The organism is Synechococcus sp. N26, from assembly GCF_900473975.1.
Classification (GTDB): domain Bacteria; phylum Cyanobacteriota; class Cyanobacteriia; order PCC-6307; family Cyanobiaceae; genus Parasynechococcus.
In genome coordinates this window covers 198,912-221,951 of the sequence record NZ_UCNM01000002.1, presented here as the reverse complement: position 1 = coordinate 221,951, position 23,040 = coordinate 198,912, and the positions used below count along the sequence as shown (strand labels likewise).

Below are 23,040 nucleotides of genomic sequence, written 5' to 3'. Positions count from 1 at the left end.
TGTTGCCAGTGAGCGGGGTGCGTAGCCTTGGTCGGAGTCTCGCGTCCACTCATGGCCACCACCTCCGATTTGCATGTGGTGGAGACACGTCCCCTGGTGGCCCCTGCCGTGTTGCATCAGGAGCTGCCCATGGACGCGGCGGCGCTCGAGACCGTGGCGTCAGCCCGCCGGCGCATTCAAGAGATCCTCAGTGGCCGTGATCAGCGTCTGCTGGTGGTGGTGGGCCCCTGCTCTGTTCATGATGTCAAGGCTGCCCGGGAGTATGCCCAGCGCCTGGCTCCGATCCGCGAGCGCCTGAAGGATCAGCTCGAGGTGGTGATGCGGGTGTATTTCGAGAAGCCGCGCACCACGGTTGGTTGGAAGGGACTGATCAATGACCCCCATCTCGACGACTCCTACGACATCAACACCGGCCTGCGGCGGGCCCGGGGACTTCTGTTGGATCTCGCCCGGGAGGGGATGCCTGCTGCAACGGAACTGCTCGATCCCGTTGTTCCGCAGTACATCGCTGATTTGATCAGCTGGACCGCCATCGGTGCCAGGACGACGGAAAGTCAGACCCACCGCGAAATGGCCTCAGGGTTGTCGATGCCGATCGGTTACAAGAACAGCACCAACGGCAGCGCCAACATCGCGATAAATGCCATGCAGGCGGCAGCCAAGCCGCATCACTTCCTCGGCATCAATCGCGATGGTCATGCCTCGATCGTCAGCACCACGGGCAATCCCTACGGTCACCTGGTGCTGCGCGGCGGCAGCCAGGGCAGCAATTACCACTTGGAAGCTGTGCAGGAGTCCGCAGCCGAGTTGAGTAAAGCCGGTCTGCAGGATCGTCTGATGGTGGATTGCAGCCATGCCAACAGCAACAAAGACTTCCGCCGACAGGCGGAGGTGCTGGCCAGCGTTGCCGAGCAGTTGCGGGGGGGCTCCAATCACGTGATGGGCGTGATGATCGAGAGCCATCTGGTGGAAGGCAACCAGAAGCTCAACGCCGACCTGACGCAGCTCACCTATGGCCAGAGCGTCACGGATGCCTGCATCAGCCTCGAGACCACCGAAACCCTGTTGGAGGATCTGGCCGCGGCCGTGGCCAGTCGCAAACAGACGGTTACCGCCTGAGCATCAACGCCTTGGTTCAAACCACCAGTTGACTCCACAGCATCCCCACGCTGAGGGGAACGCTGAGGTTGTCGAGACCGCTCCAGCTGAGCTGCTCCAAACCGGTTGCCATGGCCACCATGCCAAGAGCTGCTGGCAGGGACAGGTCCGCCCCCGACCATCGCGCCAAGCCGATCAGCACCAGGCCTGAGACAACGGCCATGGTCATCGTGCCGATGCTTGATTTTGTCTGACCAAACAGAACCCACTTCGGGGACTCGACGTTGCGGCCGACCAACCCTGCAAGGCCATCCCCCAGCGCCATTACCAGAACCCCGGCGGACACCGCATCGGCTCGGGTTGGCCAGAACAGCAGAAGCAGCGTTGTGATTGAGATGCCATAGGCGATGGTGCCGTAGCTGTTGCGATCAACATCCTCAACGGCGGGGATGAAGCGCCATTGGTGGTTGATCGTCGTTACAACGGTGATCACCGCCGCAACAGGCAGGGCAACAACGAAGGGAATTTCAAAGAACCAGGCCAAAGGAACCACGGCTCCGGTTCCGATGTGCACAATTTTTCGGCTCAGTTCCCGTTGGTTCGGCCGAAGCCGACGGCACAACACCGCGCCAGCTATCACCATCACCATCCAGGTCAGGATGGCGATGGGTCCGGTGATGGAAAGCAAGTGGCTTAGGCGGCTTGTTGGTGGTTGGTCATGGCGCGCAGCTTGAGAATCGCTTTGGCCTCCAGCTGTCGGACGCGCTCACGGGACACATTGATCTGACGACCGATCTCCGCAAGGGTCAGAGGCTCTTCACCACCAAGACCGAACCGCAACTTCAGAATCTTCTGCTCGCGTTCGTTCAACTGCGAGAGCCAGCCCCCCAGATGTTCCTTCTGGATGCTGCGATCCATCCCCTCCATCGGTTCTTCACCGTTGGGATCCGGGATCAGTTCACCCAGGGTGCTGCGATCTTCCTCGCCACGGGCATGGGCATCCAGCGATGCACAAGGTGCGCTCTGGGAGATCAGATCCTCCAGTTCCCGGGGCTCGATGCCCATGGCACTTGCCAACTCCAGTCGATTCGGTTGACGACCGAAGCGGTGGGACAGCTCCCGGGAGATGCGACGCATCTTGGAGAGTTTTTCGCTGATGTGGATCGGCAGGCGAATGGTGCGGGCGCTGTTGTCGATGGCCCGCGTCATGCCTTGACGAATCCACCAGTAGGCATAGGTGGAAAATTTGTAGCCCATGGCGGGGTCGAACTTGTCGACCGCGCGCTCCAGGCCGATGGCACCTTCCTGAACCAGATCGAGCAGCTCCAGGCCCTGGTTCTGGTATTTCTTCGCCACGCTCACCACGAGGCGGAGGTTGGCGGCCATCATCCTGTCGCGGGCCCGTTTGCCCATGCGGATCTTGTGGCGATGCCGGGAGGTCAGCTCCTCTTCCGGTAGCTCCTGAATTTGCTTCATCGCTTGCACATGGTGTGCAAGTTCGATTTCTTCAGCTGCCGTCAGCAAGGGGATACGTCCGATGCTGCTCAGATAAAAACCAATGGAGTCGGTGGCAAGCCGCCCTCCTTGTCGAGTTGATGGTTGACGTCCGGTGGACGGCAACGCAGGTTCCTTCCGGGACGACTGTTTTGTCGAACCGGAAGATTCCAGAGGGATCCCCATCACCCTGGTCTCCTGAATGAATTTGGGCTGAACTTAGCACCAGGCAACAGTGTTGACTGTTTCGAATCGAAAGAATTTCAGAAGCTGAATCTTTGGGCTTTCAAAACAACTGATTTGGCAGTGATCGTGCAGGCTTCAAGTTTGTTTTTGAAGGAATGTTGTATCGGATGTCACAGACGCAATCCCTTTGAAAACCAAAAGAATCACAAGGATTGGATGCCGTTGCTCCATTCCTTGATCAATTGAATCTGGGAATTGCGTTCCGAGGTGTCGTTTTCGGGTTTGCGCTGCACAAATGTGCCGTCGCTCTGCATGTCCCAGGCGGCCTGGTTGTCATTCAAGTACAGCTGCAGCAGGCGTTCCAGTTTCTGGCGATGCTCGGGGTCTTCGATCGGAGTGACTGCTTCAATGCGGCGGTCGAGGTTGCGGCTCATCCAGTCGGCACTACCGATATACACCTCCGGTGAGCCGCCGTTGGCGAACGAAAAGATTCTCGAGTGTTCCAGGAACGGGCCGATGATGCTGATCACACGAATGTTTTCACTCAGTCCTTCACAACCGGGATAGAGGCTGCACATGCCGCGAATGACCAATTCGATCGTCACTCCGGCTTGGGAGGCTTCATAAAGAAGCGCGATGATTGTTGGGTCCACCAGGGAATTCATCTTGGCTCGGATCACAGCCTCTCGGCCCTGCTGAGCATGTTCAATTTCGCGGCGAATTAACAGCTCCATGCCTTTCCGCAGGGTGACGGGGGCTACGAGCAGGCGACGAAAACTTTGCTGCTTGGAAAAACCAGTGAGGTAATTGAACAGTTCCACCAGGTCTTGACCCAGTTCCTGGTTGGCGGTGAGCAGGCCCAGGTCGGTGTAGAGCTTGGAGGTTTTGGAGTTGTAGTTGCCCGTGCCGATGTGCACATAGCTCTGCAGCTTGTCCTTCTCCTTGCGCACCACCAGAACAATCTTGGTGTGGGTTTTCAGCCCCAGTACCCCGTAGACCACATGCACTCCGGATTGCTCCAGGTGCCGGGCCCATTGGATGTTGTTGTCTTCGTCAAATCGTGCTTTCAATTCCACCAGTGCCATCACCTGCTTGCCGTTTTCGGCGGCACGGATCAGTGCAGCGATGATCGGCGAGTCTTTGGAGGTGCGGTAGAGCGTCATCTTGATGCCCATCACCTGGGGATCGTCCGCTGCCTGGTTGATGAACTCTTCGACGGTTGTCGAGAAGAGGTCATAGGGATGGTGCAGAAGGATGTCCTGACGGCGAATCACCGAGAAGATCGATCTGAACTCATCCGGCTTGATTGCTCCCTCGTCAAGCAGGTGTTGCTGACTGCGGGCTAGCACCGTCGGTGTCTGACCTCCGTGGCTTTGGCTCTTGAGTTTCGGCAGCGGTAGGGCAGTGAGGCTGAGCAGGTCGTCCAGGCCCAGAGGACCATCAATCACATAGAGGTCTTCCTCTTCAACGCTGAGACCTGTCATAAGCATCTCCACCACGTCCTGAGGCATTTCGTTGGGCACCTCGAGGCGCACCACCTCACCGCCCATGCGTCGCTTTCGCAGTCCCTGTTCCAGGGCCAGCATCAGGTCATCGGCTTCCAGATCCCTCAGTTCCAGATCCGCATCCCGCGTCACGCGGAAGAAGTAGTGCCCCTCGATCGTCATGCCAGGGAACAGCTCCTTCAGGTTGAAGGCGATCACCTGCTCGAGGGCGATGGCGGTGTGAACGGGTTTGTGCTCCTGGCCGCTCAGATTCGAGGGGATGGCGATGAAGCGAGGCAGATTTTTCTGGGGAACTTTGACTCGGGCAAATTGCCGTTGTCCTGTTTCCGGATCAACAACCACGGCCGCAACGTTGAGGCTCAGGTTGCTGACGAAGGGGAACGGATGGGCCGGGTCCACAGCCAGCGGTGTGAGCACCGGAAACACCGAGGTCTGGAAGGTGTCGTCAACCCATTGGCGTTGGTCGTCGTTCAGCTGTTTGTAATCGAGCAGCTCAACCTTGTGTTCCAGCAGCTTCGGCCTCAGGTGCTGGCGGTAATGCACCTGTTGCTCTCGTAGTAGGGGAATCAGCCGTTCTCGGATCGCCAGCAGCTGCTCCAACGGCGATTTGCCATCCTCACTTGGCTTGCTGACGCCCGCCTCCACCTGAGACTTCAGTGACGCCACGCGAACCATGAAGAATTCGTCGAGGTTGTTGCTGAAGATGGCGCTGAACTTGGCTTGATCGAGCAGAGGTGTGCGCAGATCCAGGGCCTGGGCCAGCACTCTTTCGTTGAAGGCGATCCAGCTCAGCTCCCGGTTGATGTAGTGCTCCGGGGCTAAGGCTGCTGCGCACATGGACTGAAGGGCTCGGCGCTGGTGTCGTTAGCCGAAACGTAGCAATCAGGACTGGCTTGGTTGTGTGTCGGAGATGTCCGGCAGAGGGCTGCCGGCCACCAGGCCGATCACAATAACCAGCACGGTTGCCGCAGCTGCAAACGGGCTCACTGGACCCAGCAGGTCGTAGCTGAATCCCGCCAGGGGAGGGCCGAGGAAACTGCCCAAACTTTGCAGGGCCTGCAGGCTGCCGAGGGCACTGCCTTGCCCTTCGCGACCCAGGCGCCGTGACACCAGGCTGCGCAGGCTTGGTGTGACCAATCCGGTGCCCAGGGCCAGGATGCCGACGGCAGTGAAGATGGCGCCCGCCCGATCGGATGCACCGACGCTGGGGATCAGCAGGCACCCAATGATCACCAGGCCGAGGCCCAGCAAGGTCAGACGCCATTCGCCAAACCGTTTCACCAGCGGTCCGATCAGCCCTCCTTGGACCACGGTGGCGACCACCCCCACCACCAGGAAGGCGGTGGTGGCGAGCTCAGGGCCCCAGCCGAAGCGCTGCTTGAAATAGAGCACCAGGATGGCGGTGAAGCCGTTGAAGGCCAGGAAGAAGAGGAAAAAAGCTCCGCACAGTCGCCCCACGCTGGGGTTCATCAGCACCTGGCTCAGCCGTGCAAACGGATTGAGGTCGCGTTTTCTGGGCAGGTTTTTGCGGGATTCCTGGGGGTGGGTTTCCGGCAGCAGATTGAGCACCACCAAGAGGTTGAGTGCAGCGAAGCCTGTGGCCACCCAAACGGGAAGGGACACGGCCACCCGGGCCAGTTGTCCGCCAACGAAGGGGCCAAGGATGAACCCCAAACCAAAGGCCACGCCGATCAAGCCGAAGGCACGGGCTCGCTTGTCGGGAGGCGTGATGTCGGCGAGCACGGCGCTGGCTGTTGCTGCCGTACCGCCACTGATGCCGTCAATGATCCGTGCTGCGAACAACAGCAGCAGGGGCAGCAGGCTTTGGCTGGGCCATGGCAGTGAAACCGTCACGGCAAACAGGCCGAGCCCCACCACGGATCCTGCGACGCAGATGCTGATCACGGGGCGGCGGCCGTAGCGATCACTGAGTGCTCCGATCAAGGGAGTGACGAGGAACTGCGCCAGGGCATAGCTTCCCGCCAACAGTCCCAGGGTTCGTCCGTCTGGGGCGAACTGGGCTAAGAGAAAGGGCAACAGCGGAAAAACAATGCTTTCGCTGAGCCGGTCGTTGAGCAGCGTGAGAAACGCGCTGAGCAGTGTGGGAATCCGAGGACGCTGCAAGCTTGCTGCCACGCAGGAGAGACTCACATTCCCACAGGCGGCTCCATGGCTTTGCGTCCGATCGCTCCGGAAGATCACCCGCTGTTGCGGGAGATCTATGCCGATGCGATCGAATCGCTGGCTCCCCTCCTTTATTCCGAGGAACAAGTCAGGGCCTGGGCGGCTCTGGCCTGGTTGCCCGGCGTGCTCGATGCGAGTTTTCGGGAGGGCTCGGGATGGCTCACCACTGATGGTTCGGCCTTTGCGATTCGCCATCCGGAAGATCGTCTTTCGTTGCTCTACTGCCGTGGTTGTGCCTCGAGGCGGGGGCATGGCAGTGCCCTCCTGAAACGGATTGAGGCGGATGCGCTGGAGTCCGGCGTTCAACAATTACGAACGGAGGCCAGCCAGTTCAGCCGACCGTTGCTGGAGCGACGGGGCTGGTGTGTGGAAGCGCCAGAGACGATCCTTATTGGAGGCGTTCCGTTCGAGCGCTATCGGATGGTCAAGCTGTTTCGCCAAGCGCAGAGTTGATCGAGCTTGGCTTGGGCCTGGCCCATCTCCAGAACGGATGCTGCCCGTTGAATGCCCTGTTCCAGGGAATCACTGCAGCCGGCGAACCACAGATAGGCGCCGGCGTTCCAGCGCAGGGCGTCGCAGAGAGGGCCTTTGTTCTGAAGGGCGTTTCGTGCCTGCTCCGCCCAGGTTGTGTCGTCAGCCCATTCCACGTCGGCGTCGTGACAGCCATGGTCACGGGGGTGCAGGATCAACCGCTCCGCTTTGCCGTTCCGCACTCGGGCTGTGATGCAGGCTCGGCCGATGGGCAGGTCGGTGCCTCCTTCCAACCCCTTCACGGTGAGTACATCGGTTTCGCCGGCTTGCTTGAGGGCTTCCCAGGCGCGGGCTTCTGTTGGTGGGTGGACAAAGCCACTCACAAGGAGGTGGTCGCCTTGGTGGGGTGTCCAGAGCAGTTCCAGGCTGGCAACCGGGGGACGCTTGCCCAGTTCCTCGCGGTAGCCGATCAGGGTTTCCGCGATGGGGAAATGATCCGGCTGGTGAATCAGGGCGAAGCCGTTCTGCTGGAACCCGTTTGCAACGGCGCTGATCGGTAGACCTGTGAGGTCGAGATCGAGAAGGCGGAACAGATCAACAGCGGTGACGCCGTATTTGATCGGCATCCGGTCACCGCCCTGCAGAACCACCGGCTGACCACAGGCCAGCAGCACCAGCGCGGTGAGCGGGTAAATCGGCGCTGTGCGCGTGCGCCCGTCGTAGGGCATGCCGAAACACAACGGTGCTCGACTGCCAGCAGTGGATTGCAACACCGGGCCATGGGCCCGGTAGGTGTCGAGCATCCCGGTGAGTTCCTGAGGTTCGGGCCGTCGGATGCGATGGGCAATTAGGAAGGCGCCGATCTGTGCGGGCGTCGCTTCGCCCTGCAGCATCAGCTCCATGGCATCAGCCGCTTCCTCGCGACTCATGCCTTTGCTGGTGTGTTCACCGCTTCCCACCTTGCGCAGGTGCTGCTTGAAGCGGTCGCGGCCGGAGAGAACTGCGCTCGTCAAAGGTCCGGCCTCTAGATGTGATCAGTCTTCAGGAGTGACTGACCCGGCAGGGGTAGCAATTGCTACGAAAGCTCAGGGCCTGCTCAGACGGGATAGCCCCTCGAAACTGCCATGGCGTGGGTGCTGCGGGTGGTGGCGTCCTTCGGCGTAATAGAGCCGCTCCAGCATCAGTTGGGGAGCAGTGGTTGGCGGAAGGAATTGCGCCTGCAGCAGGTTCGCCATCGATTGGAAGAATTGGCTCATTGCAAATTTCTTCTGTAAAACAAATTTCCCCGATCAAGAGCCTGTCGGCTGTGCTTGTTGCTTCAAAACAGGCTGTTGTTTTGTAGTTGATGCTTCATTGTTCAGTCAGCGTTTGCGCAACAGTTTCCAAGCTGCTGAGACGTTCCAGCTTGGAACGCTGTTTTTGAAGCGGCCATAACAATTTTTCGTTCAATCATGACTGTTTCAGCTGTTCCCTCGACCCCGTCGTTGGCAGCTCCTTCCCAGGAGACCGTCACCGCCACCTTGATGGCTGCCAAGAAGGCCAAGGGCATGAGCTTTGCTGATCTGGAAGCAGCCCTGGGCCTCGATGAGGTCTGGATTGCATCCTTGTTCTATGGACAAGCCACAGCTTCAAAAGAAGAGGCTGAAAAGCTGGCTGATCTGCTCTCCCTTGACCCAGCCATCACCGCCGCTTTGCAGGAGTTCCCCACCAAGGGAAGCCTCGATCCAGTGATCCCCACTGATCCCTTGATCTATCGTTTCTACGAGATCATGCAGGTCTATGGCATGCCCCTGAAGGATGTGATTCAGGAGCATTTTGGTGACGGCATCATGAGCGCAATCGACTTCACGCTTGATGTCGACAAAGTGGAGGATCCCAAAGGTGATCGCGTCAAAATCACCATGTGCGGCAAGTTCCTGCCTTACAAAAAGTGGTGAACATTCAAGTGTCTTGATTGAAGACATTAAGCCCCGCAAGTGCGGGGTTTTTTATTGGCGGAATTGTTGGCTCAGTTGGGTGCTGGCCATTTTCCGCCGAACGTCGTCATTCAGCTCCTGGCTTAACTCCAGCAGGCAGCGCTGACTGGAAGGTGTGGCGATGCAACCGAGCGCGCGGAAGGCGGCCTCGGCAACAGGCAGGGAACCGCTGCGACACAGCTCTGCCAGCTTTTCGCTGATCAACACGCCATCGCGGCGTTGCAGAACCCGAATGGCGGCCACAACGACTGGATCGCGAAAATCATTCAAAACCTCTTGGCAGAACTGCAGCAGTTCACCGTCGTCGAGGCAATGGGATCGGAAGCTGAGCAGTTGAAGACCGGCAAGTCGGTGCAGTTGGCCCGGGTGATGCAGGCAATTCACCACCACCGATTCGGGAACTTCGGCACCCCAGCAGGCGAGAGCCTGAACCACCATCAGGTTGGCGTCCTCATCGTCTGAGGTTTGCTCGAGTTGAGCCAACAACCAATCGCGGGCTTCGCTCTGGTGGCAGAGCCCTGCCGCCATCACCAAATCGGGCAGAACCCCGTGATTGGCGAGGAGGTCTTGGATCACGGGCCAGCCGCGCTCGGCCTGCATCCCCAGTTTTTCGCAGAGGGCTCGCCGCAGATCAACAGAAAGGCTGGGGGAGTAGACCTCCCCCAGCCAAGCGGGCTCCAAAGGAGCACGTCGAGATCGGGCGAGCCGTTCCCAGAGAACGGCTTCGTCGTTCATGGATGGATCAGCGGGCACCCAGTTCAGCAGCGAGCTCACGCTCCAGCTTTTCATCGTGCTCGGTGGGCAGCACGTTATCCATCGGAGTGCGATGGGTGCTGTAGAAGAGCATGCCGATGAACACCATGCCGCCCACGATGTTGCCGAGGGTGACAGGCAGGAAGTTCCAGAAGATCACCTTGGTGAAGGGGACGCCTGAACCGAGGATCGGGCCAGCGGTGTGGAGGAACTGGTTCACCACGATGTGCTCCATGCCCATCGATTGGAAGGCGGTGATCGGAAGCCAGCAGGCCAGGATCTTGCCGGGAACGCTCTTGCTCACCAGAGCCATGGTCACGCCCAGGCAAACCAACCAGTTGGCCACCAGTCCGCGCAAGAAAGCGAGGAAGAAGCCCATGCTTCCCAGGGCCTCGTACTTCTTCTCAACGTTGATTTGATTGAGGGCCATGATCTTTTGGGCCACGGCATCCCAGATCGGCGGGCCGACGTTGTCAGCAGCGCCATCCATGGTGCCGCTGGTGAGGCTGATGGCCATGATCACGGCCACAACGGCGGTGCCGATCCAGTTGCCGATCCACACCCAGACCCAGTTGCGGAACGTGGCACCCCAGGTGCTCTTGCCGGCCCATGTGGCCATCGGCAGCAGGGCGAAGTTGCCGGTCACAAGCTCCATGCCGAACAGCACGATGCTGGCGAAGCCGAAGGGGAACAGCAGCGAGCCCACGAAGGGGGCTTTGACGGTGATGCCCACGGTGAGGGCCAGGATCACTGCCAGTCCAAGGATGGCTCCGGAGTAAAAGCCACGGATCAGCAGGTTCTTCACGCTGACCGTTGATTTTTTGCCGCCGGCGGCAATCATGCCGTCGACAAGCTCATTGGGTAGGACGTAGTCCATCAGATGAGATTGAGAGTTGGACGAAGGTTTTGATGTCAGCCGCTGATGCGGTTCATCAGGCGGGAGAACAGATCAGGGCTGCCGCCCTGACGGTTGATGGCGGCTCCGTCGCGACCACTGGCGCTGAGCCAGTTGACGAAACGAGAGAACACGTCGTTGCGGTTGGCCATGACGGTGAGGGGAAGTGGTCGATGCGGGGAGCCGTGACTTCAAAAGGAAGCGTCACGGCAACCACAGCGATCAGGCCTTCGGGGTGGCCCCGAACTTCTCGATCAACACCTCTTTGAGAGCGGTCTTGATCTCATCGGCCGGGATCGCCTTGCGGTGGATTTCGCCGATGCTCGGGTTGGCGCCTTGGGAACCACCGATGGTCATCGTGTAGCCCTCTCCCATCACGCCTTCACTGTTTTTGGCCTTGGTGCCGGTGAGGCCGATGGCACCCATGTAGGCCTGGCCGCAGGTGTTGGGGCAACCGGTCCAGTGGATCTTCAGCTCTTCAGGAAGATTGAGCTCTTGGTCGAGTTCCTTGGCTGCTTCCAGGGCTTGGTCTTTGGTGTTGGTGAGGGCGAAACCGCAGTAGGTGTTGCCGGTGCAGGACACCGTTCCTGCGGAGATGTGACCGGGCTCCAGCGGGAAGCGTTGCACCAGGGCGTCTGCCTTCAGGGCGTCGAGCTTGTCGTTGGGAAGGCCAACGAGGATGACGTTCTGATCTTCGGTGAGACGCACTTCACCACTGCCGTAGTTGAGGCTGGCGGTTGCGAGATCCTGCAGATCCTGGGCGGTCAGGCGACCCACCGGAACGTGCAGACCGGCGAAGGAGAGCCCTTCCTGTTTCTGAGGATGGAAGCCGTAGTGGGAGCGGGGCGTGGTGTTGAAAACAGAGCCCGGGTCGGGGGTCAACGGACCGAAGAGTTCTTCCACCTGGCTGCGGAACACGTCGTGGCCCAATTGATCCAGGTAAAGGCGGAAGCGGCCTTTGGGGCGCTTGTCGCGCTCACCGTTGTCACGCCAGAGCCGGATCACGGCATCAGTCATCTTGCAGATTTCCTCTGGCTTCACCCAGGCGTTCAAGGGAACGGCATAGGCGTTCATTTGAGATGACAGAACCCCGCCGATCCAGACGCCGAATCCCATCACCCCGTCCCGTTCCACGGGGTGGAAAACGATGTCGTTGTGAAGCAGAAAATTGTCTTTCGCACCGGCAACGGCGGTGTTCCACTTGCGGGGCAGGTTCGAATACTCCGGGTTGCCCTGGCAGTTGTTGGTGAGGAAGTTCTGCAGCTCGGTGGTGTAGGGCCGCGTGTCGACGATCTCGTTGGGATCGATGCCGGCGATGGGGTTGCCGGTGACGTTGCGGGGGTTGTCGAAGCCGGATTGGATCGTGCTCAGGCCGGCTTCCTTCAAACGCTTAAGGATTTCAGGCAGGTCGCCCAGCAGCACGCCGCGCAGTTGCAGGTTCTGACGGGTGGTGATGTCGCAGCTGCCGTTTTCGCCGTAGCGCTCAACGATGGAGCCAACCACCCGCAGCTGATCGGCCGTCAGCACGCCATTGGGCACCCGCAGGCGCAGCATGAATTTGCCTGGCGTTTTCGGACGCCAGAACATGCCGTACCACTTCAAACGCAACTGAAGGTCGGTTTCATCCACCTGCTCCCAGCCGAGCTCGGCGAATTTTTCGATTTCGCTGCCGACCAACAGGCCATCTTTGGCCGCCTTGTTCTGCTCGATCTTGTTGAGCTTCTTGCCATCCAGGTAAGGCCTGGAGGGAGAGCTAATGGTCATAAGTCGATTAACGAGTGGGCGGATTGATTGCTCAGAGACGAGGCGCGAATCAATCGAGATGGCCCGAAGACCGGCAACGCTTCAAAACGAAGGGGAGCGTTGGGTTGACTGAATAAACACTGCGACGGTGACCCTGGTCCGTAACAAAGAAAACACTTTTGGTGTTGGTCAATGCCAGGGGCTTTGTCCTCTCGGATTTGTAAAACCGGCTACATCTGACGGTTCCCGCGAGGCCGTAAAAGGCAACTTGTTTCCGCCTCAGTATTGGCGTCCAATTTCGCCAACCATGCGCACCGCTCCGGCCCGCAGCATCTGCCAAACCCGCTTCATCGCAGCGAAGTCTTGGTCGAGTTCGGAGGGTCCGGTGGGGCGGTCGAAGCTTCGGTCGTACCGGTCGTAACGAGCCTCCCTGGCGTTGTACCCCCGGCTGTAAGTGTCTTCTCGGACGTCGTACCGGTCGTCCCGGGCGTCGTACCGGTCGTCTCGGAAGTCGTACCGCTCAATCCGTCCGTCCAACGGCTCCCGGTAGGAGCGGCTGTCCAATGGGGCACGATCAAAACGACGGCGGGGCGCCATGACTCATCCAACGTTCACAACAACCCGATGACATCAGCCGGCATGGTCATCAATCCGTGGCCATTGCTACGGAATGACGCTTCCGATGGGGGGAGGCAAGGGTTGCATCTGGTGGTGCATGGCCGCAGTGGCGGTGTTGTTCCTGAGTGTTTGGCCTCTCTGCCAGAGCTTCTGGCTCAGCGGCGCTCAGCGCCCGTGCAGTTGGAGGTGCTGACGGCTGAACAACCCGTATCGGCGCTTCCCCAATCCTCTTGGATCGTTCCGTTGCTGCTGCTGCCTGGGGCGCACGCCCGCACGGATGTGCCGGCGATTCGCAACAGGCTTCGTGGTGCCGGAGCCAGTGTGCGTCTGCTGCCCTTTCTGGGCTCTTGGACCACGTGGTGGAACGCTGTGCTCTCAGCACTTCCGTCGTCTGAGCGCGCTGATGCCGTGCTGGTGCACCACCCCTTGCGCCCGGGGGTGGCGGATCGCTTCCTCGCGATGCTGGCGTCTCGCCTTGCTTTGCCGTTGGTTCCCTTTGATGCCTGGCCCGAGTTCCAGCAGCGCCACCCCAGGGCTCGGCCACTTCCACTAACCCTTGCGCCCAACCGCATGACGGATGCGTTGAGCGAAGCTGGTGGATTGCCTCCGCTGTTGGAGCATCCCCCCACCCGTCAGGCCCTGATCGATCTGCTTGTTTCTCTGCCGTGACCACCGCTGAACAAACCGGAACCGTTTATCTGGTGGGAGCCGGTCCCGGCGATCCCGAGTTGCTCACGCTGAAGGCGCATCGGCTGTTGAGCCAGTGCGATGCCCTGGTGTACGACTCGCTGGTGCCCGAGGAAGTGCTGGATCTTGTGCCGGCAACATGCGAACGCCGTTTTGTCGGCAAGCGTCGCGGACATCACTCGGTGCCCCAACCAAGCACCAATGCAGTGCTGGTTGAAATGGCCCAGAAGCACAGCACCGTGGTGCGCTTGAAGGGGGGTGATCCCTTCCTGTTTGGCCGTGGAGGGGAAGAAGCCGCTTACCTGGCGGAGCGAAACATTCCTGTTCAGGTGGTGCCTGGTGTCACCGCTGGCATTGCTGCCCCTGCCTACGCCGGAATTCCCGTCACCCACCGGCGGGCGGGGTCATCGGTGACCTTCGTCACCGGTCATGAGGAAATCGACAAGCGCCGTCCTTCCGTGGATTGGCGTGCCCTGGCTGCGGCCAGTGACGGATTGGTGATCTACATGGGGCTGCATAACCTGCCCCGGATCGCAGAGGAGCTGATGGCGGGCGGTTTGGCTGCGACAACCCCCGTGGCGGTGATCCAGCAGGGCACGGTGGCGGGGCAACGCTGCCTCAAAGCCACCTTGGTTGACGTTGCCGATCAATGCCGAGCCGAAGCCTTCAAGTCACCCTCGATCGTTGTGGTGGGTGAGGTGATTGATCAGCAAGTTGAGGCCTGTAGGCCCACACCGGCAGCGGTCACGATGCCGATTCCGTTCTGAATTGCTCCGCTCGTTCCGCTCTATTCCTTCAAGCGAGCCCGGAGCTGGGCCAGGTTGCACGGTCGGGTGTCGGCATCGAGTTGAGCCCGGATGAGCCGGTTCCAAGCGGTGGTCACCGCATCCAGAGATCCCGGCAGCACAAACACGAATGTGCCGTTGGCCACGCCGGCGTGGCAGCGGCTTTGCAGGGTGCTGGTGCCGATGCTCTCGAAGGAAAGCACACGGAACAGTTCACCGAATCCTTCGATGGTTTTGTCCAGCAGCGGTGCCACCGCTTCGGGGGTGCCATCGCGGCCGGTGAGCCCGGTTCCGCCGCTGGTGATCACCACATCAACCGCAGGATCGGCGATCCAGCGGCTCAGTTCACGGCGGATTTGATAGCGATCATCCGGGCAGAGTTGTCGCTCCTGAAGGCGATGCCCCGCGTCTTCAAGGCTGCGCTGCAGTTGATCTCCGCTGCTGTCGTCCGCCAGGGTGCGTGTGTCGGAGATGGTGAGCAGGGCGATGGAGAGGCCCATGGCACAGCGGCGGAGCCCTCGGACGCTAGAACCACTCCAGCTGCCATGGACGTGGTGCTGAAGGTGCTGCTGTTCGCTTCCCTGCGAGAACGCGCCGGTTGGGCCGATCGTTCCTTTCCCTTCACACCAGGCGTCTCGACGGCTCGTGAGGTCTGGAATCAGTTGGATCTTGGTCCGCTGGAGGGCATCAGCATTGCGGTGAACCAGGAGTTGGTCGGTGCCGATCAGCCGTTGCAGGCCGGTGATGAGCTGGCCTTTCTTCCACCGTTCACGGGGGGGTGAAGCGTGACTGATTGCCGTGTGGAGGTGTGCCCGGATCCCTTTGATCCTTGGCAGCAACTGGCGCTTTGGAGCGGGGATGCCGCGGCCGCGGCGATCTTCATGGGTCGGGTGCGTCCCTCCACGATGGATGGCCGGCCTCTTGAGGTACTTGAGCTGGAGCACTTCCCCGGCCTTTGCGAACGTCAGATCACGGCCATGGCGCAGCGCCTGCAGCAGGAGCACCGGACGGGGCCGATTCTGGTGCTGCATCGGGTGGGCAAGCTCACCCCCGGTGAGCCGATCGTGCTGGTGGCGGTGCAGGCCGATCGTCGTGGGGCGGCGCAGCGCTGCTCGGCCGCCTTGTTGGAGCAACTCAAGCACCAGGCCCCGTTCTGGAAGCGGGAGTGGTGCGCTGGTCAGGGCACCTGGCTGGAGGCCAACACGCCACTCTGATCAAGGCGTGGGTGCTGCAGCTGGTAGCCCAGCTGTTTGAGCCGGTTGTTGCGGATCCGCCGGCCCCCTGAACCCGGTTCGTCCTGCCCAAGCCAGCGCACGGGGGCCAGACCCTGGCGCTGCAGGCTGCGCTCCACCAGGTCCCGCAGCCGAATCGGCTCGTCGTTGACCACATTCACCAGACCGGCCCATTCAGCATCGAGAGCTGCTTCCAGGGCACCGGCGGCATCCGCCACATGCAGCCAGTTGCTGTAGGTCGCTCCGCTGCCAGGGCGTTCCTGTCCGGCGAGCCCGCGCAGGCGTCGGTCGAGATCGCGGCCAGGGCCATAGAGCGCCCCGAGGCGCAGGATGCACACCCGCCGGCCGCTGATGCCGCTGAGCAGTCGTTCGCTTTCCAGCAGAACATCGCCATGGCCGCGGCCTGGCGCGGGAGGCGTTTGCTCATCCACCCAGTCCCCCGCGGCATCGCCGTACACCGAGCAACTGCCCGTGTAGACGATCTGCCGCAGTTTCGGCAGTTGTGGCAACAGCGACGTCAGGCAATGGAAGCTGTCGACGAAGGTGCGGCGGTAGCCGTTGGCATCCACTTGGCGATCTCCCTTAGGCCCGAGGCAGAACACGGCGCTGCTGCTCTGCCGCAGGGCGTTCCGCAATTGCACGGGGTCTGTGGCGTCGCAGAGCTCCACCCGATCGGCCATGGGGCTGAGTTGCTCCAGCCGTTCGCTGCTGGTGGTGGTCAGCGTCAGCTTCAGCTGGGGGCGTCTTGGTTGCAGCCGCTCCGCCAGAGCGAGCCCCACGTAGCCGCAGCCAACGATCGTCAGGTCCATGGCGGGGATGGCTGCTCGGGCGACCCTAAGGAGATCGACCGTTCCATGCCGTCACGGACATGACTGATCAATGGACCCTCAACCGCCGCAATTTTGCGGGCCATTGGCAAGGCTGTGGTTCTTGGTTTGAGCGGGACGGCAGCGGTCGGCTGGATCTGCAGCATCCGACCCGTCGGATCGACCCCACCACCTACGCGATTTCCTTTTCCGATGACGACCACGGGGTGTGGGATGGATCGGGTCTGGCTTTTGCCCCCGGGGGTAAGGCCACCTACCCGATAAGTCGAGACACCTACAACGCCGGCGGAGGCTGCTGGCAGTTTCCCGGGGCGGGCGGTCAGTCCAGCCGGGGGTTTGATCCCGATCGCCCCCGCTTCGGCCATGAGATCAACCTGTTCTGCGGTCGTTCCCGCTCGATGCTGGTGCTGCTCTGGGAACCGCTTGACGGCGGCTGGCGTTTGCAGCGTGTTGGGGCGGTGGGTTTCCGTTGCTTGAACAGCACCGATGCCGAATCCGACCGTCCCGCATGCGGGACACCCGAGGCCCTGCTGGCGCCGGTGCAGGGATGGAGTGGCGAGCGGCAGATGCTCAGACCGCAGGCGGGGGTGAACGGCCAGGCGGAGGACGCCACTCCGCTGGTGTTCGATCCAAGCCAGCTGTTGCACAACGACTGCTCAGCTGTGATGCCCGACGGCTTGGTGTTCTCGGTGCCCAGTGAGCTCCCCAGTGCGCCCTTCAGCCTCGAGATCGGTGGCCGTCTCGGCGCTGACCTGTTTCAGCAGATCAGCATCCATTTCGATTCATCCGGCCAGCTCATGGCCTGGGAGCGCCGCTGCTTTCAGCCTGATACGGCTCAGAAAATCCGCTGACGAATCAGCTGGGCCCAGAGACGGGTGCCGCTTTCGAGCGGGCCGGCTTCCGCTGGCAGTTCCAGCAGCAGATCGGCCTGTTGCAGGGAACCGATCCTGGACGAGGCCTGCGAGCCATCCACCCGTGCCAGCAGCGTTCCTGCGGCGTTGGTGTCGAGGCGGGCCCGAGCTAATTCCGGCCGTCCCGGTCGGCGGGACAACGGGTCGGCCAGTTCCACCATCACCCGGGGGAACAGTTCCGGTTCGCTCTGGCCCTCCAGAACCTGCAGGGCGGGCCAGAGCAGTTGCAGGGCGGTCACCGCCGCCGCCACGGGATTGCCCGGCAGTCCGAAAAACGGCACGCCCTCACCGATGCTGCCGAAGGCAAAGGGGCGCCCCGGGCGTAGGAACAGTTTCCAGAAGTCCACGGCACCCATCTCCGCCACCAGCGGTCGGATCCAATCGGTGTCGCCAGCGGAGACGCCGCCGGTGCTCACCACCACGTCGCAGTCATGGGCCAGATCCAGCAGGGCCTGGCGCAGGGCGTCGGGTTGATCGGCCACCACCCGTCGCTGGGTCACCGATTGCCCGAGGGCCCGGAGCATCGTCTCCAGCAGCGTGCCGTTGCTCTCCCAGATGGCACCGGGTTGCCGCGCTGTTCCGGGTGGCACCAGCTCGTCCCCGCTGATCAGCAGCCCGATGCGGGGTTGCTGAGCAATGGTTAGGTCGGCAATGCCGCAGCCGGCGAGGCGTGCGAGATCGGCCGCACCGAGGCGCTCTCCAGCGGCCAGCAGCAGGTCTCCCGGTCTGCATTCCTCATCCTCGGGGCGAATCCAGGGACGATCCGACGCCTCTTTCACCAGTTGGAGGTTGGTGCCGTCCACGCTGATCAGCTCCTGGGGCAGCACCCAGCCGGCACCGTCCGGCAGTGGAGCGCCGGTGAGGATGCGGATTGCATCGCCGCTGGCCAGGCTTCCGTTGAACGGCTGGCCGGCAGCGGAGCGTCCCGTCAGCTGCCAGGTGTCCCCAGGTTTGGGCTGGTGGCTCTGCCCCAGGGCGTAGCCGTCCATGATCGAGGCCCGGAACCCCGGAACTGCCGCGCTGGCCAGCACATCCGCAGCGCTCACCCGGCCGAGGGCCTGCTGCAGCGGCACTGTGTTGCTGGCTGTGATCGGCTGAAGCGCCGCCAGAACCCGTCGACGTGCCTCTTCGAGGGGTAGCCCTTCGCGTCCGTAGGGCTCAGCGTTTCCAGACACCGTTCCGCCCTCCTTCCTTGAACTCCAGCTGGATCGCCTCGATCGTCATGGCTGGATCAACCGCCTTGAGCATGTCGTAAAGGGTCAGCAGCCCCACGGACACAGCCGTCATCGCTTCCATTTCCACCCCGGTCTGACCTGTGGTGCGGCAACGGCAGTGGACCACCAGGCCAGGCAGGGAGGCGTCGGCGTCGATCGACACATCCATGCCACTGAGTGGCAGCGGATGGCACAGGGGAATCAGCTCCCAGGTGCGTTTGGCGGCCTGGATCGCTGCCACCCGGGCGACCGCCAGAAGATCTCCTTTCGGTGTCTCGCCCCGCTGGATCAGGCCGAGGGTTGAGGCGTCCATGCGAATGGCGCCACGGGCATGGGCTTCGCGGTGGGTGGTCGGCCGGTCCCCCACGTCCACCATGTGAACCTCGCCTTGCTGGTTCAGATGACTCAGGTCTTGCGTCATTCGATCAAGCTCACAACACCGCTGCTGAGTTGGAAACAACCCACCACCAGTTTCAGCGCACCGCTGGCTTTGGCCTCAGCCAGAACGGCGCTGCGTTGAATCAAGGTGGAGGCGCTGGCGAGGGCGTTGCGCCTCACGGCGTCCTCGAGATCGCTGCTGCCGTTGATGTTCTCCCGGATGGGTTGGATCAGTCGGTCCAGGGAGGGGGTCAGCGGGTTGGTGTCCATCGCCGCCGTCACGGCTCCGCAGCCGCTGTGTCCCATCACCATCAACAGTGGCGTCTTGAGAACGCTGACGCTGTATTCAACCGAGGCAATGGCTTCGGTGAAGGCGGTGTTGCCGGCGTTGCGGATCACGAACAGCTCGCCAGGCGTGGTGTCGAACACCCAGCTCGGCGACACCCGTGAATCAGAGCAGGTGAGCACGGTGGCCCAGGGATGTTGGCTGGTGGCCAATGCCCTGGGGGAGTTGAAGCAGCGCGGGTCAGCACCCGCCGTTCGGGGTGTCGTTCCGTCGTCTTGTTTGCCCTGGCGCCAGGCCTCGGCAAATCGGCGGTTCCCCGCCATCAGGGCCTCGAGTGGATCATTCGGGCTGCAGAACCCCTCCTCTGCTGCCTCAACGGGGCGCGCTTGCATCAGGGCGGCCAAGGCCAGACCGCCCGTTTGCTGGAGGAAGTGACGGCGCTGAATCCCCATGCCGGCACCTTATGCGGGCCGGCTGGTGGGATGTGCCACGTGGGTAGTGCGATCAGCGCTCGCCGAAGGCAGACCAGAGGGTGGCTTCGGAGCCCAAAACAGGCTCAACGGCGGGCTGGATGGCAGCAGTGGGTTGGGCTGTTGCGCCTGTGGTGGCACTGGCGATGTCGCGATCGGCCAAGGGAGCCCAGAGAGCGGCAGGACCGGCGATCACCGGCTCCACGCCAGCGGCACCGGCCTGAACGGAAGCCGACTGGCTGCGCACCAGTTGCACGGCGAGGGAACCAACGATGAAGGCACCCAGGAAGCCGGCGGCCAGGGTGATGGGGCTGCGGCCGGAAGCGGACGAGATGCTGCTGGTCACGGCAGAAACTCTTTGGACAGAGCTTCAGTATGGAAAAAATTGGTGTGAACGACTACTAAATGGGTTGAATTGTGTAGCGGAATTAACAGTTTCTATGGGATCAAAGCCCTGCATGGGCTGCTGTTGGAGTGCATCAGCCGTGACCCATCCATGGGACATTCCCAGCAGCATTCCGAGGGAGAGGGCGAAGCGCACTGACCAACATTTGTATCGGGTTAAACATCTCTGTTTCCGTGGTCTTCCGTTGTCATCATTGACACCGATCAAGGCTTTGGTTGATGTCCAGCCGTCGTAATTCCGCCAGCCATTGCTTTGCCTTTGAACAGGATTTCATCGGCAACTGGCGCTGCATCCCTCTTTGTGTGCGACGCAAATTGGATCTGTGTGGGGTGAAGTTGAAGCTCAACCACTGGCTTGAACTTTCCCAGGAGCAACGTCAAGCCCTGGTGGATTGGCCGGATGGGGCCGATGCTCTCGAGCAGCTGCGCCAACACCTGCGCGATTGCACGCGTTCCATGGCCGATGGCATGGCCAAGGATCTGCCACCGGTGAGTGGTGCCCTCTGGCAACAGCAGGCGGAGCTGCCCGCTGTGGTGCAGGAGGCGGCCACAGTGCGGGGTGTGGCGCTGACCCTGGAGCAGTGGACCCAGCTCAGTGAGCTGGATCGCTTTGCCTTGTGCAAGTTGGTTCGGCCTGGGCACGACCACCACAACCTTGAGGCAGCCTTCAGCGAAGTGCTGGTGTGAGCAGCCGGCGCAGGGCCTCTAATCGTCCTTTCTGCTGTTCAACGGGCTTCACCACCGAGACGGCGGGAGCCACGATCACCGCGCAGGCCTTGAGTTCAGGCTGCTTTGACACCGGGCAGGCCTCGTCGTGCATGAGGGTGTTGGCTTCGCAGGCCTTCTCCTGGGTGAATCCCCAGTGCATCGGCAGGAAGACCGACCCACGCCGGATGCGATCGGTGACTTTCACCGTGGCGGTGAGGTGGCCGCGGCGTGAGCTGATCGCCGCCAGTTCACCGTTGCGCAGTTTCAACTCCTGCGCGTCACCGGGGTGAATCTCCAGCAGCGGCTCGGGATGCTGTTTCATCAGCCGTTCCACCTTGCCGGTTCGGGTCATCGTGTGCCACTGGCCCAGGTAGCGACCCACCGTCAGCACCAACGGATAGGTGTCGCAGGGGGGTTCCGCCAGTCCCAGCGGTTGATCGGTGCTGAAGCGGGCGCGTTTGTTGGGGGTGGCGAATTGATGGTCTGCGTAGAGGCGTTTGGCCTCTGTGGTGGGGGTGCTGCCGCTGGGATAGGGCCATTGCTGCGGTCCTTCGCCTTCCAGCAGTTCATGGCTGAGGCCGCTCACATCGCAAAGCCTGCCCTGGGTGAGAGCCGTGAATTCGGCGTACACCTCAGCTGCTGATTCGAAGTTGAACTGTTCGCTGTAGCCCAGTCGCCGGCCCACCTCGGCAAACACCTCCCAGTCGGGACGGCTCTCGCCGAAACGACGCCGGTAGGCCGGGCAGTAGGTGACCCGTCGTTCGGAATTGGTCATGGCGCCGGCCTTCTCGCTCCACTGGGCTGCGGGCAACAGCAGATGGGCGTAGTGGGACGTTTCCGAGTCGGCGTAGGCCTCGCTCACCACCACCAGCGGGCACTTCTGCATGGCTGACTTCACCCGGTCGAGATCCGGGAGGCTCACCAGGGGGTTGGTGGCGGCCACCCACCACAGATCCAGCGCCTCCTGTTCCATGGCTTCGATCTGCTGCCAGGCTGCCAATCCGGGCTTGGCGTTGATTCGTCCTGCCGGCAGCTGCCAGGCCTGCTCCACTTCGGCGCGGTGTTCGGCGTTGGCCACTAGGCGGTAGCCCGGCAGCAGGTGGGCCAGGCCTCCGGCTTCACGTCCGCCCATGGCGTTGGGTTGGCCGGTGAGGGAAAACGGGCCCGCTCCTTGCTTGCCGATCTGGCCGGTGAGCAGATGCAGATTGATCAACCCCTGCACCACGGCCGTTCCTTCACGGCGTTGGTTCACCCCCATCGACCAGAGGCTGAGCACCTTCTCGCGCCGGTGGAACAGAGCCGCCACTTCCCGCAGGCGTTTTTCGGGGATGTTGCAGAACAGGGCCACCCGTCTTGGGGTCCAGCGGGCGGCGACGTCAAAAAAGGCGTCGTAATTCTCGGTGTGGTCGTCGATGAAGGCCGGATCCTGGCCGTTTTCGCGCAGCACCAGGTGGGCAATGCCGTGCAGCATGGCCAGGTCGCTGCCCGGTGCAATCGGAAGGTGGATATCGGCGGCCTTGGCGGTGTCGGTGCGGCGTGGATCCACCACCACGATCTTCACGCTGCCAGGGTTTTTGCGTTTCCGCTTCAGCAGCCGCTGGAACAGCACCGGGTGGCATTCGGCCGTGTTGGTGCCGATCAGAAACGCCACTGTGCAGTGGTCGAGGTCCTCATAGCTGCAGGGGGGACCATCGGAGCCCAGGCTGCGGGTGTAGCCCGCCACCGCTGAGCTCATGCACAGCCGCGAGTTGGCGTCGAAATTATTGGTGCCCAGGGCGCCTTTGAGCAGCTTCTGGGCGAGGTAGTAATCCTCGGTGTGGAACTGACCGGAGCCATACATGGCAATGCCATCGGCGTTGCCACGCCGGGCCACGCTCGCCTGGATCTGGCCGGTGATTTTGTTCAGGGCGTCGTCCCAGCTGATCGGCGCGAAGTCGTCCTCCAGGGTCGGGCGGAACAGGGGTTGGCGCAGGCGGCCTGGGGCCAGGGTTTCGCCGACGGTCGCGCCCTTGATGCAGACCTGGCCAAGGCTGGAGGGGTGTTCGCGGTCGCCGCGGGCGGTCCACATCGGGTTGCCCTCGGCATCCCGTTTCACGGCCTCACCCTTCACGGCAGGAGGCAAAAGCTCCAGGCCACAACCCACGCCGCAGTAGGGGCACTGGCTGCGCACGCTGCGGCGTGGGTTGGTCATGTAGGAACCAAAAAAAGAACAAA

General features: G+C 61.8%; 27 protein-coding genes. 9 read left to right on the top strand and 18 right to left on the bottom strand.

The annotated features are described in order from the left end of the window. The first annotated feature begins 51 nt into the window (after nucleotides 1–51). Nucleotides 52–1,119: a 3-deoxy-7-phosphoheptulonate synthase gene (locus DXY33_RS01210; protein WP_115131406.1), complete on the top strand. Its 1,068-nt coding sequence runs from the start codon at nucleotides 52–54 to the stop codon at nucleotides 1,117–1,119. 16 nt (nucleotides 1,120–1,135) lie between these two features. Here the strand turns inward: DXY33_RS01210 and DXY33_RS01205 are convergent, their stop codons facing one another. The 4 genes from DXY33_RS01205 to DXY33_RS01190 all read right to left on the bottom strand — a co-directional run bounded on the left by DXY33_RS01205 (nucleotide 1,136) and on the right by DXY33_RS01190 (nucleotide 6,419). Next, a complete protein-coding gene (locus tag DXY33_RS01205) occupies nucleotides 1,136–1,786 on the bottom strand; it encodes a diacylglycerol/polyprenol kinase family protein (RefSeq protein WP_115131405.1) in 651 nt (216 codons plus the stop codon). Nucleotides 1,787–1,791: 5 nt separating this feature from the next. Then, a complete protein-coding gene (locus DXY33_RS01200) occupies nucleotides 1,792–2,778 on the bottom strand; it encodes an RpoD/SigA family RNA polymerase sigma factor (RefSeq protein ID WP_115131404.1) in 987 nt (328 codons plus the stop codon). Between the two features lie 203 nt (nucleotides 2,779–2,981). Continuing rightward, entirely contained in the window at nucleotides 2,982–5,120 is a 2,139-nt protein-coding gene (gene ppk1 / locus DXY33_RS01195; protein ID WP_115131403.1) for a polyphosphate kinase 1, read from the bottom strand. A 45-nt stretch (nucleotides 5,121–5,165) separates the two neighbouring features. Next, nucleotides 5,166–6,419, bottom strand: a complete 1,254-nt coding sequence (locus tag DXY33_RS01190) for an MFS transporter (RefSeq protein WP_244272346.1) — start codon at nucleotides 6,417–6,419, stop codon at nucleotides 5,166–5,168. Between the two features lie 33 nt (nucleotides 6,420–6,452). Between DXY33_RS01190 and DXY33_RS01185 the strand changes: the two genes are divergently transcribed. Then, nucleotides 6,453–6,920, top strand: a complete 468-nt coding sequence (locus tag DXY33_RS01185; protein WP_115131402.1) for a GNAT family N-acetyltransferase — start codon at nucleotides 6,453–6,455, stop codon at nucleotides 6,918–6,920. Here the strand turns inward: DXY33_RS01185 and DXY33_RS01180 are convergent. Both DXY33_RS01180 and DXY33_RS01175 read right to left on the bottom strand, forming a co-directional pair. Next, on the bottom strand, nucleotides 6,881–7,951 hold the full coding sequence (locus tag DXY33_RS01180; RefSeq protein WP_115131401.1) for an anthranilate phosphoribosyltransferase family protein: 1,071 nt from the start codon (nucleotides 7,949–7,951) through the stop codon (nucleotides 6,881–6,883). The two genes, DXY33_RS01185 and DXY33_RS01180, sit on opposite strands and share 40 nt — an antisense overlap. Before the next feature lie 72 nt (nucleotides 7,952–8,023). After that, a complete protein-coding gene (locus tag DXY33_RS01175; RefSeq protein WP_114988783.1) occupies nucleotides 8,024–8,194 on the bottom strand; it encodes a cyanate hydratase in 171 nt (56 codons plus the stop codon). A gap of 228 nt (nucleotides 8,195–8,422) precedes the next feature. Here DXY33_RS01175 and cynS point away from each other — a divergent pair, with 228 nt between their 5' ends. Next, the gene (gene cynS, locus DXY33_RS01170) at nucleotides 8,423–8,875 is read left to right on the top strand and encodes a cyanase (protein WP_115131400.1); all 453 of its coding nucleotides are present in this window, start codon (nucleotides 8,423–8,425) and stop codon (nucleotides 8,873–8,875) included. Nucleotides 8,876–8,926: 51 nt separating this feature from the next. Here cynS and DXY33_RS01165 read toward each other — a convergent pair whose 3' ends face one another. From DXY33_RS01165 to DXY33_RS01145, 5 genes are all read right to left on the bottom strand, one after another. Then, nucleotides 8,927–9,649 (bottom strand): HEAT repeat domain-containing protein, encoded by a 723-nt coding sequence (locus tag DXY33_RS01165; protein WP_115131643.1) that lies wholly within the window; start codon nucleotides 9,647–9,649, stop codon nucleotides 8,927–8,929. A 7-nt stretch (nucleotides 9,650–9,656) separates the two neighbouring features. Beyond that, complete coding sequence (locus DXY33_RS01160) at nucleotides 9,657–10,544, bottom strand: formate/nitrite transporter family protein (RefSeq protein WP_115131399.1); 888 nt, start codon at nucleotides 10,542–10,544, stop codon at nucleotides 9,657–9,659. A 35-nt stretch (nucleotides 10,545–10,579) separates the two neighbouring features. Beyond that, nucleotides 10,580–10,714, bottom strand: a complete 135-nt coding sequence (locus DXY33_RS01155; RefSeq protein WP_006851080.1) for a hypothetical protein — start codon at nucleotides 10,712–10,714, stop codon at nucleotides 10,580–10,582. A 70-nt stretch (nucleotides 10,715–10,784) separates the two neighbouring features. Further along, nucleotides 10,785–12,326: a ferredoxin--nitrite reductase gene (locus DXY33_RS01150; RefSeq protein ID WP_115131398.1), complete on the bottom strand. Its 1,542-nt coding sequence runs from the start codon at nucleotides 12,324–12,326 to the stop codon at nucleotides 10,785–10,787. A 258-nt stretch (nucleotides 12,327–12,584) separates the two neighbouring features. Beyond that, nucleotides 12,585–12,902, bottom strand: a complete 318-nt coding sequence (locus DXY33_RS01145; RefSeq protein ID WP_136975403.1) for a hypothetical protein — start codon at nucleotides 12,900–12,902, stop codon at nucleotides 12,585–12,587. A 42-nt stretch (nucleotides 12,903–12,944) separates the two neighbouring features. On the opposite strand from DXY33_RS01145, the gene DXY33_RS01140 reads away from it, so the two are divergent. Continuing rightward, a complete protein-coding gene (locus DXY33_RS01140; RefSeq protein WP_244275799.1) occupies nucleotides 12,945–13,592 on the top strand; it encodes a DNA mismatch repair protein MutS in 648 nt (215 codons plus the stop codon). Beyond that, complete coding sequence (gene cobA / locus DXY33_RS01135; RefSeq protein WP_115131395.1) at nucleotides 13,589–14,377, top strand: uroporphyrinogen-III C-methyltransferase; 789 nt, start codon at nucleotides 13,589–13,591, stop codon at nucleotides 14,375–14,377. The genes DXY33_RS01140 and cobA overlap by 4 nt, the downstream gene beginning before the upstream one ends. Before the next feature lie 20 nt (nucleotides 14,378–14,397). Here cobA and moaB read toward each other — a convergent pair whose 3' ends face one another. Next, a complete protein-coding gene (moaB, locus tag DXY33_RS01130) occupies nucleotides 14,398–14,895 on the bottom strand; it encodes a molybdenum cofactor biosynthesis protein B (RefSeq protein ID WP_115131394.1) in 498 nt (165 codons plus the stop codon). Nucleotides 14,896–14,940: 45 nt separating this feature from the next. Here moaB and DXY33_RS01125 point away from each other — a divergent pair, with 45 nt between their 5' ends. Together DXY33_RS01125 and DXY33_RS01120 are read left to right on the top strand one after the other, a co-directional pair. Continuing rightward, entirely contained in the window at nucleotides 14,941–15,177 is a 237-nt protein-coding gene (locus tag DXY33_RS01125; RefSeq protein ID WP_115131393.1) for a MoaD/ThiS family protein, read from the top strand. 3 nt (nucleotides 15,178–15,180) lie between these two features. Next, a complete protein-coding gene (locus DXY33_RS01120) occupies nucleotides 15,181–15,609 on the top strand; it encodes a molybdenum cofactor biosynthesis protein MoaE (protein ID WP_115131392.1) in 429 nt (142 codons plus the stop codon). On the opposite strand, the gene DXY33_RS01115 is transcribed toward DXY33_RS01120, so the two are convergent. Beyond that, nucleotides 15,573–16,436, bottom strand: coding sequence for an NAD-dependent epimerase/dehydratase family protein (locus DXY33_RS01115; protein WP_115131391.1), 864 nt, complete (start codon nucleotides 16,434–16,436; stop codon nucleotides 15,573–15,575). The two genes, DXY33_RS01120 and DXY33_RS01115, sit on opposite strands and share 37 nt — an antisense overlap. Before the next feature lie 59 nt (nucleotides 16,437–16,495). Here DXY33_RS01115 and DXY33_RS01110 point away from each other — a divergent pair, with 59 nt between their 5' ends. Beyond that, a complete protein-coding gene (locus DXY33_RS01110) occupies nucleotides 16,496–17,305 on the top strand; it encodes a hypothetical protein (RefSeq protein WP_115131390.1) in 810 nt (269 codons plus the stop codon). Here DXY33_RS01110 and glp read toward each other — a convergent pair. The 4 genes from glp to DXY33_RS01090 are packed head-to-tail and all read right to left on the bottom strand — an operon-like array spanning nucleotide 17,290 to nucleotide 20,059. Then, nucleotides 17,290–18,540, bottom strand: coding sequence for a gephyrin-like molybdotransferase Glp (gene glp / locus DXY33_RS01105; RefSeq protein WP_115131389.1), 1,251 nt, complete (start codon nucleotides 18,538–18,540; stop codon nucleotides 17,290–17,292). The two genes, DXY33_RS01110 and glp, sit on opposite strands and share 16 nt — an antisense overlap. After that, entirely contained in the window at nucleotides 18,524–19,000 is a 477-nt protein-coding gene (gene moaC, locus DXY33_RS01100; RefSeq protein WP_115131388.1) for a cyclic pyranopterin monophosphate synthase MoaC, read from the bottom strand. The genes glp and moaC overlap by 17 nt, the downstream gene beginning before the upstream one ends. Next, the gene (locus DXY33_RS01095; protein ID WP_115131387.1) at nucleotides 18,997–19,695 is read right to left on the bottom strand and encodes a carbonic anhydrase; all 699 of its coding nucleotides are present in this window, start codon (nucleotides 19,693–19,695) and stop codon (nucleotides 18,997–18,999) included. Before DXY33_RS01095 ends, moaC begins: the two co-directional genes overlap by 4 nt. A gap of 52 nt (nucleotides 19,696–19,747) precedes the next feature. Then, nucleotides 19,748–20,059, bottom strand: coding sequence for a hypothetical protein (locus DXY33_RS01090; protein WP_115131386.1), 312 nt, complete (start codon nucleotides 20,057–20,059; stop codon nucleotides 19,748–19,750). Nucleotides 20,060–20,337: 278 nt separating this feature from the next. Between DXY33_RS01090 and DXY33_RS01085 the strand changes: the two genes are divergently transcribed. Beyond that, nucleotides 20,338–20,805 (top strand): nitrate reductase associated protein, encoded by a 468-nt coding sequence (locus tag DXY33_RS01085; protein WP_115131385.1) that lies wholly within the window; start codon nucleotides 20,338–20,340, stop codon nucleotides 20,803–20,805. Here the strand turns inward: DXY33_RS01085 and DXY33_RS01080 are convergent. Then, nucleotides 20,786–23,017 carry a nitrate reductase gene (locus DXY33_RS01080; RefSeq protein WP_115131384.1) on the bottom strand — a complete coding sequence of 744 codons (2,232 nt, stop codon included), beginning with the start codon at nucleotides 23,015–23,017 and terminating at the stop codon, nucleotides 20,786–20,788. The two genes, DXY33_RS01085 and DXY33_RS01080, sit on opposite strands and share 20 nt — an antisense overlap. Nucleotides 23,018–23,040: the final 23 nt, after the last annotated feature.